Below are 14,543 nucleotides of genomic sequence, written 5' to 3'. Positions count from 1 at the left end.
CCCGGGGCGGACGCCGATGCGCATCTCACCCTCAAGAAATATCTTCCCAGTAAACATTACTCGAAGTCTGAGATGTGGCACAGGTTTTTTCCGCGGATACGCGTCACGCCCGGTACGTCGGCGCGACGTACCGGGCGTGGTGGTCGGGAACGGACCCCCTCGGGTGCGTCCCCCTCGTCTTCGACCGGGTCCCGCCGCACCCCCCGGATGGGGCGGGACCCGGTCCTCAGTGGCGGGCGGCCACCGCGTCCAGCGCGGCGGAGAGCGTGGAGACCAGGTGGTCGATCTGCTCCCAGGTGATGACCAGTGGCGGCGAGACCAGGAGCGACGTGGGGATCGCGCGCACGATGACACCCCGGGCCCGTGCCTCGGCGAACACCTCGGCCGTGGTGATCCCCCTGCCGCTCAGCGCCTCCTCCGTGAGTTCGACCGCACCCATCACGCCGACCCCGGAGCGCACCTCGGCCACCAGCGGGTGGGAGGCGAGCCCCTGCAGGGCGACGTCCAGGTGCCGCTCCACCTCCAGCGACACCGTGAAGAGGTCCTCGCGCTCCAGGATGTCCAGGTTGGCCATGGCCGCGGCACATGCCGTCGGGTGCCCGGCATAGGTGGTCCCGTGCATGAACGCGTTGCCCTCGCCGTTGTAGAACGGGTCGGCCACGCGTCCGCCGACGACGATGCCGCCCAGGGGCAGGTAGCCGCTGGAGACCCCCTTGGCGAACACCACCATGTCCGGGCTCACCCCGAACCGCTCGATACCGAACCAGTTGCCCAGGCGGGCGAAGCCGCAGATGACGCTGTCGACGACGAACAGCACGCCGTACTTGCGGCAGATCCGGGCGACCTCGGTGAAGTAGTCCTCCCGGGGCGGGTAGACGCCGCCCGAGCCGATCACCGGCTCCGCGAAGTAGGCCGCGACCCGCTCCGGCCCCACACGCAGGATCTCGGCCTCCAGCGCCGCCGCCGAGTCGTGCGGCACCACCGAGGTGTCCTCGACCACCCTGCCGTAGCCGTGGCGGAAGCGGTCCATGCCGGAGATGCTCGTCCCGAAGCCGTGCAGCCCGTGGTAGCCGCCGGTCCGGCTGATGAGATGCGTGCGCCCGGGCTGTCCCGTGACCGCCCAGTAGCGGCGGGCGAGCTTGGCGGCGGTCTCGATGGCCTCCCCGCCCCCGGAGGTGAGGATCACCCGGGGGTCGGCGACCGGCGCGTGGGCGGCCAGTCGTTCGCTGAGCTCCACGGCGGGGCCGTTGGAGAAGTCCCCGTAGACGGTGTAGGCGTCCAGGGTGCTGATCTGGCGGTGGACGGCGTCCGCGATCTCGGTGCGTCCGTGCCCGACGTTGCAGTACCAGAGGCTGGCCGTGCCGTCGAGGTACCGGTCCCCGGACGCGTCCCACAGCCACACGCCCTCGGCGCGGGCCACCATGAATTCGGGGCCCCTGGCCACGGTGTTCATGTCGCAGAACGTGTGCCAGAGACGGCTGGGCTCCCCGTGTTCCTTGGGAGTGAGCGCGGACGAGACAACCGTTTCGGTCATATGGCGACCTCCGAGCCGTGTCATGCGCAAGCGCGCAGCGGAAAACTCAGGTTGATCCGACCTGCACCGGGCGCCCGGGTGCGGCAGGTGCTTGCAGGCTAAGCTTGCGACCCACCTCACAGCAAGAGCCAAAACGAAGATTCATGCCCCGAAACCCAAACTTCATTCCGGCTACCCGGGGGGATTGGCACCAAAACCCTTACTGGGCTGGAAAAACAGGGCTGAAAATAGTCTGGAATCCGGGCTCCCCCACGAGGCGTTTCGCAACAGGCGAGCCGCGGTGACGACGTCCCGCAGCACTGTCTTAACACAGAGGAGCGGGGCCGGTCACTCCCTTCACGGAAGTGGCCGGCCCCGCCTCCCGGCGCCCGGGAACGGGTCCGCCGACCCGGGCGCCGCGGTCGTCAGCCGCGCAGGACGGCGCCGGTGCGCTCGGCCGCCAGGGCCACGGCGGCGTCGCGGGCCGCGCCCGCCTCCTCCGCCGTCAGCGTCCGGTCCCCCGCACGGAACCGCAGGGTGAAGGCGACGGACTTGCGCCCCTCCCCGACCTGCTCCCCCGTGTAGACGTCGAACAGCCGCACGCTCTCCAGCAGCTCGCCCGCGCCCTCCGCCAGGGCCGCGCTGACGAGGCCGACCGGGACCGACGCGTCCACGGCCAGCGCCACGTCCTGGGTGGCGACCGGATAGGTGGACACCTCGGGGGCGACGACCGGCGGGCGGGCGCGCTCGATCCGGTCCAGGTCGACCTCGACCGCAGCGGCCCGCTCGGGCAGCCCGAACGCCTTCACCGTGCGCGGGTGGAGCTCGCCCGCGTGTCCGACGAGCAGGCGCTCGCCCCCGACCCGCACGTAGAGCGCGGCGCAGCGGCCCGGGTGCCAGGGGGCGTGCTGGTCGGCCTCGACCTCCAGCTCGACCCCGGCGGTCCGTGCGACGTCCCGGGCGGCCTGGACCGCGTCGGCCCACGTCGCCGCGCGGCCGGGCCCCCACCATCCGGCCCGCTCGAAGTCGCCGGCCAGCACCGCCCCCACACGGCGTGGCTGCTCGGGCACGGCCGCGTCGATCTCGGCGAGCTCGTCGGCCCCCGGACCGCGGTCCACCGGCAGCAGCGGGGCCCGGCCGGCCCCCTGGCGGGGCCGGTAGACCAGGCCCGTCTCGAACAGCGCCACGTCGGCGAAACCCCGTCCCACGTTGCGGGCCAGCGCCTTGAACAGGCCCGGCAGCAGCGTGGTGCGCAGCAGCGGCTCCTCCTCGTTGAGGGGGTTGGCCAGGCGCAGGGCGGCGCGGCGCCCGTCCTCGGCGGGGAGCTGGAGGCCGTCGAGGTCGCGCTCGCCCACGAACGGGTAGTTGAGCACCTCGTGGTACCCGGCGTCGGCGAGGGTGCGGCCGACCGCACGGCGCAGGCGCTGCCCGGCGGTGAGTCCGCGCCCGCTCCTGGCGCGCGGCGGGATCGAGGGGATGTTCTCGTAGCCCTCGAAGCGGATGACCTCCTCGGCGAGGTCGTTGGGGTCGGTGAGGTCGGGCCGCCAGGAGGGCGGGGTGACCCGGAGGAGGTCGCCCTCCTCCTCGACACGGCAGCCGATGCGCCGCAGCCACGTCCGGGCGGTGCCCTCGGGGTAGTCCACGCCGGCGACGGAGCCCGCGTGCGAGGCCCGCACGGTGACGGGCTCGCGCTCGGCGGTCCGGTCGATGTGGGTGTAGGCCGTCTCGACCGCGGCGCCGCCCAGCTCGGCGAGGAGTTCGGCCGCGCGCGTGGCCGCGACCAGCTGTACGGCGGAGTCGACGCCGCGCTCGAAGCGGCGGGAGGACTCCGAGGACAGCTGGTGGCGCCGCGAGGCGCGGGCGATGTGCATGGCGTCGAAGTGGCCCGCCTCGACCAGCACCTCCGTGCTGGTGGAGGAGATCTCCGTGGTCAGGCCGCCCATGACGCCGGCGATGTTGACCGGCCCGCTGTCGTCGGCGATGACGATGTCGTCGGGGTCGAGGGAGCGCTGGACGTGGTCCAGGGTCTCCAGCTTCTCCCCCGCCCCGGCGGCCCGGACCCGCAGCGGACCGCGCAGGGCGGCCCGGTCCCAGGCGTGCAGGGGCTGCCCGAGCTCGAGCATCACGTAGTTGGTGACGTCGACGGCCAGGGAGATCGGCCGTACGCCGCTCTGGTGGAGGCGGCGCTTCATCCACAGCGGGGTGGGCGCGCCGGGGTCGAACCCCGTGGCGCCGCGCAGGACGTAGCGGTCGCACAGCGCCGGGTCGACCTCGGCCGCCGGGCCCTCACCGGTGGGTGCGGCGACGGCGACGTCGGCGGGGTCGCGGAAGTCCACCCCGTAGAGGGCGGCGGTGTCGCGGGCGACGCCGCGCAGGGACAGCGCGTAGCCCCGGTCGGGGGTGACGGCGATGTCGAGAACGTCCTCGCGCAGGCCCAGGGGGCCGATGGCGTCCTCGCCCGGGGCGCCGAAGCCCTCGGGGAGCACGATGATGCCGCTGTGGTCGTCCCACAGGCCCAGCTCGGAGGCCGAGCAGATCATGCCCGCGGACATCCTGCCGTAGGTCTTGCGCGCTCCGATCCGGAACCCGCCGGCCAGCTCCGCCCCGGGCAGGCTCGTGACGACGAGGTCGCCCTCCGCGAAGTTGCGGGCGCCGCAGATGATCTCCTGCGGCTCGCCGGTGCCGTTGGCGTCGCCGACGTCCACGCGGCAGTGGCGGATGGGCTTCTTGAAGCCGGTGAGCTCCTCGATCTCCAGCACACGGCCGTAGACGACGGGGCCCTTGACGTCGGAGCCGAGCTCGTCGACGGTCTCGACCTCCAGGCCGGCCAGGGTCAGCCGGTCGGCGAGGGCGCGCGCGGTGACGTCGGCCGGGAGGTCGACGTACTCACGCAGCCAGGAAAGGGGGACGCGCATCAGTTCTCACTCCCGAACGCCGAGGTGAAGCGGATGTCGCCCTCGACCATGTCGTGCATGTCGCGCACGCCGTGCGCGAACATCAGTGTCCGTTCGATTCCCAGGCCGAAGGCCCAGCCGCTGTAGACCTCCGGGTCCACTCCGGCGGCGGTGAGCACGCGCGGGTTGACCACTCCGCAGCCGCCGATCTCGATCCAGCCCTCGCTGGAGCAGGTACGGCACGGTGCGTCCGGGTCGCCCACGGACGCGCCGCGGCAGACGAAGCACTCCATGTCCACCTCGGCGGAGGGCTCGGTGAACGGGAAGTAGGAGGCGCGGAAGCGGGTCCGCAGGCCCGCCCCGAACATGTTCTCGACGAAGGCGTCGATGGCGCCGCGCAGGTGCGCGAGCGTGATGCCCCGGTCGACGACCAGGCCCTCCAGCTGGTGGAAGACCGGACTGTGGGTGGCGTCCAGCTCGTCGGTGCGGAAGGTCTTCCCGGGGGCGACCACGTACACCGGCAGCTCGCGCGACAGCAGCGCGCGGACCTGCACCGGCGAGGTGTGGGTGCGCATGACCAGGCCGGACTCGCCGCCGTCGGGCCCCTCGACGAAGAAGGTGTCCTGCATGGTGCGGGCGGGGTGGTCGGGCTGGAAGTTGAGCGCGTCGAAGTTGAACCACTCGGCCTCGACCTCGGGGCCCTCGGCGACCTCGAACCCCAGGCCGACGAAGATGTCGGCCATGCGCTCGGCGACGGTGGTCAGCGGGTGGCGGGCGCCGCGCGGTGCGCGGTCCCACGGCAGGGTGACGTCGACGCGCTCCTCGATGAGGACCCGCTCGTCGCGCTCGGTCTCCAGGACGGCCTGGCGGGCCTTGAGCGCCTGGCCGACGTCGCGGCGGGCACCGCCCACGCGCTTGCCCGCGTCGGCCTTCGCGGCCGGCGGCAGGGCGCCGATCTCCCTGTTGGCCAGGGCCAGCGGGGAGCGGTCCGAGGCGTGTGCGAGCCGGACCTCCTTGAGTTCGGCGAGGTCGCCGGCCGCCTCGATGGCGGCCAGCGCCTCCTCGCGCATGCGGGCGACCTCGTCGGGGTGCAGGGGGGTCACCTCGACCGGGTCGAAGGAATTGTTCGGTGCAGACATGGTTGGTTGCCTCGCCGCCGTTCCCCGCCAAGGGGTCGGGCGGCAGTCACGGTCCGCGACGGGGCGGACGAAGCCGACAGAAGAGCACAGGCGGATGTCGAGCATGCCCGGGTAAGGACCTGTTGCCGGGTCCGGGACACGCCGTGGAGCCCACCGGGGGCGCTGGAGGTCTGAGGGCTCAGACGAACTCGGGCGTCCCGGCGGGCATGGTAAATCGGAACTCCGCGCCGCCGCTGGGGGCGCGTCCGACGGTGATCGTGCCGCCGTGGGCCTCGACGAGGCCCTTGACGATGAACAGGCCGAGGCCGGTCCCGCTCCGGCGCTTGCTGCGCCAGAACTGGCGGAAGACGCGCGGAATGGTCTCGGGCGCTATGCCCTGGCCTTCGTCGCGCACCGACACCGCTGTTCCTCCCTCGCACGGCTCGATCACGATACTGACAGTACCAGCGCCGTGCCGCACCCCGTTTTCGACGAGGTTGGACAGTATCTGGTGGAGTTTGTCGGAGTCGATCCACATCTGCGGGAGCTCTCCGCGGGCCTCGACCCGGAAGCGCTCCTCCGACTCGCCCGCCGCGACGTATCCGGCGACGACCCGGCGCACGGCGCCGGGGAGGTCGACGACCTGGCGGCGGATCTCCAGGCGCCCCGACTCGATGCGGGACACGTCGAGGAGGTCGTGGATGAGGCGGGTGACGCGGTCGGCGTCGGCGTTGACCGTCTCCAGCATGAACAGCTTCTGTTTGTCGGTGAGCCTCTCCCACTTGGTGAGCAGGGTGGAGGTGAAGCCCTTGACGCTGGTCAGGGGGGAGCGCAGTTCGTGGGCGACCTCCGACACCAGGTCCGCGCGGCTGCGCTCGGCCCGGGTGGAGGCGTCGCGGAGGGTCAGGACCAGGCGGACGAGCTCTCCGCCGGGCCGCGCCCGGACGTAGCGCGCGGCGACCAGTATCTCGCGCTCGTCCGGCAGGAAGAGGGCCCGTTCGGGCTGGCGGACGCGGTCGCGGGCGCCGCCGTAGGGGTCGCTGGCCTCCCACCAGTCCTGGCCGTCGTGGCCGACCAGGGGCAGGACCGCGCGGTAGTCGCGGCCCAGCGCCGCGTCGGTGGGGACGCCGGTGAGCTGCGCGGCCTGGGTGTTGAAGAGGACGACGCGGCCGGCGGCGTCGGCGACGACGACCCCGTCGGGCAGGTCGTCGGCGTGCAGGGGGGCTCCGGCGAGGCCCGCGGAGGCCCCGGCGACGTCCATGAGGGCGACGGAGGGGGGTTCGTTCCACGGTGCGGGGCCGGTCCGGGGGGAGGCTCCGCGTGCCGCGGCCGCCTCGGCGGAGGCGGGGTCGGCTCCCTGCCCGGGGTCGTCCGACGGGTGGGCGGCTCCGCCGCCCGAGTCCTCCGCCGGGTGATCCGCCTTCCGGCCGCTGCCCACGCCTCTCCCCGCTCCCCTTGAAGGTCCACGACCACAGGCTCCTGGGCCGAGGACCGCTGACCGGCCGTGTCCGCGAAACGCCGCGGACACCACCGCAGGTTGTCTACCCTGCACTTCCACCCGGTACGCCTTGCGGCCCGGGTCGGGGCGTACGACGGGGGACGAGCGTACAAGCACCCTCCGCGAGCACCGCCGCCCGGGAACAGGCATCGTCGGCCCTCCCGTGCGAGGTCTGCTCACGCGGTGTCGTCAACCCTGCCCGGTGACGGCGTGCCGCACGGCGCCCCGCCCGCGGCGCGGACAGGGCGGCCCGGGTCCGCGCACGACGCGCACGAACCTCCGTGATCCTGGTCAGACCCTATCTGCACTCGGGCCCCGTGCACGTGCATTTCGGGTGGAAGGGGCAGACCGTGACCGCTCGCTCACAGGGAGCGGATGGGGTGGAACACCCGTCTTCGGCACCCCCGGGGTCGATTACCCGGAGTGATGAACCGGTGTATGAGCTGGCATGATCCGATGGCCCCGGGCCGGGGTCAGGAACGTCTCTGCTGCCGTGCGGTGGTGTAGAGGCACACCGCGGCGGCCGTGGCCAGATTCAGGCTTTCGGCCCCGCCGTAGATCGGAACGCTCACCGCTCCGTCCGTCAGGGCGACGATGTCCTCCGGCAGGCCCCAGGCCTCGTTGCCGAACACCCATCCGACCGGACCGTCCAGGTCACCGCCGTCGGCGACACCGTGGAGGTCCCTCGTTCCGCCGCCGTCGGCGGCCCACACCCTGGCGCCCCTGCCGTGGAGGAAGTCCACGGCGCTCGCCACCGGCACGCCCACGACCACGGGCAGGTGGAACAGGCTCCCGGCGGAGGCCCTCACGCACTTGCCGTTGTAGGGGTCGACGGAGGCGTCGGTGAAGATGACGACGTCGGCCCCGGCCGCGTCGGCGGTGCGCAGCACCGTGCCCGCGTTCCCGGGGTCCCTGACGTGGGAGAGGACGACCGCGAGCCGGACGTCGCCGATCTCGCTCAGGGGGACGTCGACGAACTCGCAGATCGCGATGATCCCCTGCGGGGTCACCGTCTGGGCCAGCTCCGACATCACGTCCAGGCTGACCCTGTGGGTGGGGACGCCCGCCTCCCGGGCGGCGTCCACCAGATCGATGTGGCGCTGCATGGCCTCCGCCGTGGCGTAGACCTCCACCACACCGGGGGCGGTCCCGCCCCGGGGGGACCGCCCGCCGTCCGCTGCGGCGAGCGCCTCCCGCACGGCCTGCGGCCCCTCCGCGAGGAAGCGCCGCTCACGTTGGCGGAAGGTGCGTTTGGCGAGCCGCCGAACCCCCTTGATCCTGGGTGACCGGATACTCGTGAACTCGTGGCTCGCCATCGCTACTCGCTGCTCAGTCCTGGACCGGTTACGCGGCGGCCTCGGTGGGGAGGGCCTTCTTGGCCGACTCCACCAGGGTCGCGAACGCGGCCTCGTCGTTGACGGCCAGCTCGGCCAGCATGCGACGGTCGACCTCGATGCCGGCCAGCTTCAGGCCCTGCATGAAGCGGTTGTAGGTGAGGCCGTTGGCGCGGGAGGCAGCGTTGATGCGCTGGATCCACAGGCGACGGAACTGCCCCTTCCGGTCCTTGCGGTCCCGGTAGGAGTAGGTCATCGAGTGGAGCATCTGCTCCTTGGCCTTGCGGTACAGGCGCGAACGCTGCCCGCGGTAGCCGCTCGCCCGGTCGAGAACGACCTTGCGCTTCTTCTTGGCGTTGAGAGCCCGCTTCACGCGTGCCACTGTGACTCCCTCGTTGTGTCTTCCGGCGCGCGCGGCGCGCCGAACGGCCCGGCTCTGAGAAGCCCGGCGGCCGTGTTCGCTTCGGGTTGTCCCCTCCCGGGGGCCGTCACCGTGCCGGCTGGACCCCGCACGTCGGCGCTTCCGGGAGGGAGGGGAAGGTCCTCGGTCCTACTTGCCGAGAAGCTTCTTGATGCTCTTGGTGTCCGCGGGAGAAAGCACGGCCTCGTTGCCCAGCTTGCGCTTGCGCTTGGAGGTCTTGTGCTCAAGGATGTGGTTCTTGTTGGCACGGCGGCGCATGATCTTGCCGGAGCCGGTGACCTTGAAGCGGTCCTTGGCCCCACTGTGGGTCTTGTTCTTCGGCATGTTCGCCGTGTCTCCTACTCCGTCGGCGTGCCACCCGCGCGAGGCGGACGGCACGGTTCTTCCGCTGCTACAGCGGGGACCCCTGCGCGCCGGTACTCCGACGCATCCTGGCCGTGTCCGCACAGCCCACCCCACCACCCGGTGCCTTCCCGGCGTCCGGGCGGTGGGGGACTACGTCCGCCGCTAGACGGCTTCGTCCTGCTCGCGGCGGGTCTTGTCCCCCGCCGCCGCACGGGCCTCGGCCTTGTGCTCGGACCGCCGCTTGTGCGGACCGATCACCATGACCATGTTGCGGCCGTCCTGCTTGGGCTGCGACTCCACGGTGCCGAGGTCCTGAACGTCCTCGGCCAGCCTCGCCAGCAGTCGGCGGCCCAGCTCGGGGCGGGACTGCTCGCGGCCGCGGAACATGATCGTCACCTTGACCTTGTCCCCGCTCTTGAGGAACCGGACGACGTGACCCTTCTTGGTCTCGTAGTCGTGCGGATCGATCTTCGGGCGGAGCTTGATCTCCTTGATGATCGTGTTCGACTGGTTCTTGCGCGATTCGCGGGCCTTGACCGCGGACTCGTACTTGAACTTGCCGTAGTCCATCAGCTTGGCGACCGGCGGGCGCGCGGTCGGCGCGACCTCGACCAGGTCGAGGTCGGACTCCTGGGCCAGACGCAGGGCGTCCTGCACGGAGACGATTCCGACCTGCTCACCGTTGGGTCCGACGAGACGGACCTCGGGCACCCGGATGCGGTCATTGATACGGGGCTCGGCGCTGATGAGACCCCTCCCTAGCTTTCTCGGATTACCTGGGACCGACCGTCCGCCAGGCGGCGGACGATCTGTTCGACCGGGCCGCCCGAGTCCGTCGGGCCACCCGATAGCGTCGGGGTCCCCGTAAAGCGAAAACCCCGCCAGCGTGTGCAAGCGGGGTGATCCGATCGGATATTCCCGGCGAGGGGCACCGCGCGCGCCGAACGCCCCGGACAAGGGCGTCCGACGAAAAGAGCGCGAGCTCTCCATCGCCAGAACCGGAACCTGCGCGAGCCGTACCCGGCAGGTGGGAGGATCATCTCCGCTTGCGGCTCCGGTGTGAGACACACCGGACCAAGTCGATTACGTTCCCAATATAGCAGCAGACGGAAGCCTGTCGTCCCGTGTGCGCGATCTCCCGGCCGGACGCCCTCAGGACGCCTTCCTGCGGGCCAGTTCGGCCTCGCCCGCTGCGCGCATGGCCTCCACCGGGACGTCCGCGGTCCCGGTCATCAGCCGGACCTGGGCGACGGCCTGGTGCAGCAGCATCGGGAAGCCGCCCACGGTCCGCCCGCCGCGCGAGGCGACCGCCTCGGCGGCGCCGGTGGGCCAGGGAGCGTACACGACGTCGAACAGGTCGGCCCGCGATCGGGCGAGGCGCTCGGCGTACCGGTCCGCGGCCCCGGAGGGCAGGGAGGAGACCACCAGGTCCGCGTCCAGGTACTCGTCGATCGCGGACAGCGGGGCGACCTCCACCGGGTGGCCGAGCCGCCGGGCCGCCGCGGTCACCTCGCCCGTCCGGGCGGTGTCGCGGGCCAGGACGGCGACCGCCGAGGCCACCCCCAGCAGGCGGAGCGCGGCGACGGCGGACGCCGCCGTGGCCCCCGCGCCCAGCACGACCGCGTTCCGCGGCGCGACGCCGGCCTCGGTGAGGGCGGCGGCGATCCCGGCGACGTCGGTGTTGTGAGCCTCCCAGCCCGCGCCCCGGCGGACCAGGGTGTTGGCGCCGCCGACCTGGCGTGCCAGGTCGGTGACCGTGTCGGCCAGGTCCAGCGCACGGCGCTTGAGGGGCATGGTCAGCGACAGCCCCGCCCACTCGCCGCCGAGCCCGGAGAGGAAGGGGGCGAGCCCCTCCTCCCCGCACTCGTACAGGCCGTAGGACCACCTCTCCAGCCCCATCTCCGCGTAGGCGGCGGTGTGCAGGACCGGGGAGAGGGAGTGCGCGACCGGGGATCCGAGGACTGCGGCGCGCACTACTCGCCGCCTCCCCAGGTCTCCTCGAACCTGGCCTTGAGCTCGTTGAACTCCGCCTCCGTGGAGGCGAACTCGGTGACCCCGTTCTCCGGGTCGGTGGCGACGAAGTACAGCCAGTCGCCCTCCGCCGGCTCGAGGGCGGCCTCGATGGCGTCCTCCCCCGGGGCGACGAACGGGCCGGGGGGCAGACCGCTCTTGTGGTAGGTGTCGAACCCGCTGGTGTCCGCCTCGCACTGGGCGAGCTGGTCGTTGTTCAGCGCGATGCCGTACTCGCCGATGGCGTAGAAGCAGGTGCTGTCCATGCCCAGGTTCATGCCGATGTCCAGGCGGTTGTAGATCACCCGGGAGATCATCGGCATGTCCTCGGCCTTGCCGCTCTCGGCCTGGATGATGGACGCCATCGCCATGATCTCGTTGGGGTCGTAGCCGGCGCCCGCGGCCCGCTCCTCCAGCTCCATCTCCTCGGTGACGTTGCGGTGGTGGGTGACCATGGTCTTCAGCATGGACATGGCCTCGGTGCCCGGGTCGAACCGGTAGGTCGCCGGGAAGAGGTAGCCGGCGGACCCCTCCGTCGCGTAGTCGGGGAGTCCGAGCTCGTCGGTCTGCTCGTGCGCCGCCTGGAGCTCCTCCAGGGGGACGCCGGTCCGGTCGGAGAGTTCCTGGAGCACCTGCTCGTTGCGCAGGCCCTCCCGGATGGTGACCTGTCCGCCCAGGCGGCTCTCGGGGTCGAGCAGTGCGGCCACGGCCGCCTCGCCGCTCATCCCCTCGGCCAGGGAGTACGTGCCGGGGACCAGGCCGTCGCCGATCTCGTCCTCGGGGACGGCGTCCAGGGCGTTGACGAAGGCCCGGGAACTGGCGACGACGCCCTGGTCGGCGAGGTTGCCCGCGATGGCGGAACCGCTCTCCCCGTTCTCGATCACGAACACGACCTCGCCGCTGCCCTCGCCGGAGAAGTCCTCCGGGAAGACGTAGGTGCGCATGACGACGTAGCCGCCGCCCCCGACCACCAGGATCAGGACGAGGACCAGGACGATCATCAGACCCTTGCTCATGCCGCGGCGGCCCCTGCCCCTGCGGTTCGCGTTGGCGCGGGCCCGCTTGAGCTCCTTGGCCTTCCTGCGGCTGCTGCGGCCGCCGCCGTAGGCCTCGGCGATGTCGGCGAGCGCGGGCTCCTCGTACTCCTCGACCTCCTCCTCGGGCTCCTCGGCGCGGCGGCCGCCGCGCCTGCGGCGGCTCCGGCGGCCCGCGGGCTCCCCGTCCCCGTCGTCCCCGCCGCGCCTGCGGCGGCTCCGGCGGCCGGCCGGTTCGGACTCGGGCTCCTCCTCAGGTGCGTCCGTCCCCGGGTCGGCGTCCTCCTCCCCGTCGGGGGCGGCGTCCGCCTCGGGGGGCGCCTCCTCCACCGGGGCGCCCCGCCTGCGGCGGCGCCCGCCGCGGCGGCTCCGGGAGGCCTCCTCCGCCTCGTCGAAGGCGCCGGAGGACGCCGCCTCCTCCGGCTCGGGGTCGCGGGCGGCGCCGCGGGTCTCCTCCTCGTCGCGCTCGGCGCGCGCACGGCGGGCGCCGCGGCGGCGGGTCGGCCCGGGCACCGCGGCGAACGCGCCCGTGTCGGCGGAACCGGTCAGACCGGGGAAGCTCCCCGAGTCGAAGGCCCCGCTGTCCTCGGGCGCGTCGTCCAGGAACCCGCCGGTCGGCTCGTCGTCCCGGCGACCGCGCTTGCGCCGGCCCCTGCGACCGGCCGGCTCCTCCTCCACCGGCATCGCACCGGTGTCGGCGGAACCCTCGTCCACGGGAGCGCCACGACGGCGCCGACCGCCCCGGCGGCCCGCGGGCGGCTCGGAGGCCGGGAGCGCGCCGGTGTCCGCGGGGCCCTCGGTACGCGACCGGCCCTCCGGGGCGAAGGCCCCGCTGTCCTCGGGCGCGTCGTCCAGGAACCCGCCGGTCGGCTCGTCGTCCCGGCGACCGCGCTTGCGCCGGCCCCTGCGACCGGCCGGCTCCTCCTCCACCGGCATCGCACCGGTGTCGGCGGAACCCTCGTCCACGGGAGCGCCACGACGGCGCCGGGGCTCGGGTTCGGACCCGGCCTGGCTCCGGCGCCCGCGCCGGGGCGGGGGTTCGTCGGCGGCGCGGTCCCGGGGCCGCGCGGGCTCGTCGGCGGGACGGGCGGGCGCCGAGGGCGCGCCCAGGTTGGCGAGCGCCGCGAGCGCGTCCTGGGTCGGGTCGGCGGCCGGACCGCGGTGCGCGCGGGAGGGGTCCTGCGGCTGTGCGCGGTCCCCAGTCCCCGGCTCGTCGGCGCCCCGCGACCGGTTGGCTCCGGAGCGCGCGGCCCGCCCTCCGCGCAAGGCGTCGGCGGCTCCCGTGCGGCGGGGCTGTCCCGGCGGGGGCTCGGTCGGCGGCTCGGCCCGGCGCCGGCGCCCGGGGGGCGGGGCGTCGGGGCTCAGCGGGTCGTACTCCCCGTCGGCCCGGGACGCGTACCCGTGCGTACGGAACTCGCCCGTGGAGTTCCCGGTACGGCGGAACCCGCCGGTGCCCGCACCGGGGTCGGCGGCGTCGGGAGCGGTGGGGGCGTCGCCCCGTGCCGGGGGCTCAGGACGCGCCCGCCGTCCGCGTGAGGGCGGCTGGGCGGGCAGCGGGTCGCTGAGCGGGTCGTAGTCGTAACCGCGCTCGCGTTCGTTACGTCCACGATAGGGATTATCGGGGTAGTCATCCCTGTCGTTCATCATTCTCCCTGGCTGGAGCGGACGATCTCGCCCGGGGGCTGGCCTGTTGACCGTTCCTGGTCCAAGGCGCTCTGGAGCAGGACGGTGGCCGCCGCCTGGTCGATGACCGACCTGCGGGCCCGACCGCCTCTGGCCCCCTTCTTCGCGAAGGAGGCGCCGGAGAGCAACTGGCTCTGCGCGGTCACCGTGGTGAGGCGCTCGTCGACCAGGCGGACGGGGACGGGGTACAGGTGTACGGCGAGTGCGTTGGCGAACTCCCTGGCGGAGCGGGCCGCGGGGCCCTCCTCGCCCGAGAGCGAGGCCGGGTAGCCCACGACGACCTCCCGCGCCTCGCGCTCGAGGACCAGCAGGGCGATGCGCTGCTTGTCGCCCCGGCCGCGCGGGATGGTCTCCACCGGGCTCGCGAGAGTACCACTGGGGTCGCTGGCGGCCACTCCGATGCGGGCGTTGCCCGGGTCGATGGCCAGTCGCACACCGTGCCTCAAGAGGACCTCTTCCCCGGACCGGGGTTGATGCGCGGGCGGGCCGTGCCGTCGGCGGCACGGCACCGCTGCTGGGGAATCCTCAACACGGTGGTCCTGTTCGTCAGCTGGATTGCGGGAAGCTCCGCACAGACAGCCGTGTGATCGGCTGTGACGCGCCACAGTATGCCCGATTCGATGACAGTGCGCAGCCTCGGCGGCGCTCGTGGGCGTCCGGGGCCGCTGCCCGTGCCGGCGGTCCCGTGCGAGG

General features: G+C 73.1%; 11 protein-coding genes. All 11 read right to left on the bottom strand.

Translation table 11 applies throughout. The features are described from left to right. Positions 1–226 precede the first annotated feature (226 nt). Entirely contained in the window at positions 227–1,453 is a 1,227-nt protein-coding gene (locus OUQ99_RS08840; RefSeq protein WP_267950312.1) for an aspartate aminotransferase family protein, read from the bottom strand. A gap of 485 nt (positions 1,454–1,938) precedes the next feature. Beyond that, on the bottom strand, positions 1,939–4,428 hold the full coding sequence (pheT, locus tag OUQ99_RS08835; protein ID WP_267948938.1) for a phenylalanine--tRNA ligase subunit beta: 2,490 nt from the start codon (positions 4,426–4,428) through the stop codon (positions 1,939–1,941). Next, positions 4,428–5,546: a phenylalanine--tRNA ligase subunit alpha gene (gene pheS, locus OUQ99_RS08830; RefSeq protein ID WP_267948937.1), complete on the bottom strand. Its 1,119-nt coding sequence runs from the start codon at positions 5,544–5,546 to the stop codon at positions 4,428–4,430. The genes pheT and pheS overlap by 1 nt, the downstream gene beginning before the upstream one ends. A gap of 178 nt (positions 5,547–5,724) precedes the next feature. Then, entirely contained in the window at positions 5,725–6,963 is a 1,239-nt protein-coding gene (locus OUQ99_RS08825) for a sensor histidine kinase (RefSeq protein WP_378554910.1), read from the bottom strand. Positions 6,964–7,496: 533 nt separating this feature from the next. After that, the gene (locus OUQ99_RS08820) at positions 7,497–8,339 is read right to left on the bottom strand and encodes a TrmH family RNA methyltransferase (RefSeq protein WP_267948936.1); all 843 of its coding nucleotides are present in this window, start codon (positions 8,337–8,339) and stop codon (positions 7,497–7,499) included. 28 nt (positions 8,340–8,367) lie between these two features. Beyond that, on the bottom strand, positions 8,368–8,739 hold the full coding sequence (gene rplT, locus OUQ99_RS08815; RefSeq protein WP_267948935.1) for a 50S ribosomal protein L20: 372 nt from the start codon (positions 8,737–8,739) through the stop codon (positions 8,368–8,370). 168 nt (positions 8,740–8,907) lie between these two features. Beyond that, positions 8,908–9,102, bottom strand: a complete 195-nt coding sequence (gene rpmI, locus OUQ99_RS08810) for a 50S ribosomal protein L35 (RefSeq protein WP_267948934.1) — start codon at positions 9,100–9,102, stop codon at positions 8,908–8,910. A 183-nt stretch (positions 9,103–9,285) separates the two neighbouring features. Continuing rightward, entirely contained in the window at positions 9,286–9,852 is a 567-nt protein-coding gene (gene infC / locus OUQ99_RS08805) for a translation initiation factor IF-3 (protein WP_267950310.1), read from the bottom strand. Between the two features lie 423 nt (positions 9,853–10,275). Further along, entirely contained in the window at positions 10,276–11,097 is an 822-nt protein-coding gene (locus tag OUQ99_RS08800) for a shikimate dehydrogenase (protein WP_267948933.1), read from the bottom strand. Next, complete coding sequence (gene mltG / locus OUQ99_RS08795; protein WP_267948932.1) at positions 11,097–13,811, bottom strand: endolytic transglycosylase MltG; 2,715 nt, start codon at positions 13,809–13,811, stop codon at positions 11,097–11,099. Before mltG ends, OUQ99_RS08800 begins: the two co-directional genes overlap by 1 nt. Continuing rightward, on the bottom strand, positions 13,811–14,296 hold the full coding sequence (gene ruvX, locus OUQ99_RS08790; protein ID WP_267948931.1) for a Holliday junction resolvase RuvX: 486 nt from the start codon (positions 14,294–14,296) through the stop codon (positions 13,811–13,813). Before ruvX ends, mltG begins: the two co-directional genes overlap by 1 nt. Between the last annotated feature and the right edge of the window lie 247 nt (positions 14,297–14,543).

Source organism: Streptomonospora nanhaiensis, from assembly GCF_026642255.1.
In the GTDB taxonomy this organism is placed as follows: Bacteria; Actinomycetota; Actinomycetes; order Streptosporangiales; family Streptosporangiaceae; genus Nocardiopsis; species Nocardiopsis tropica.
Note: the sequence above shows the minus strand (reverse complement) of the source record. Positions and strands in the feature narration are given on the sequence as shown.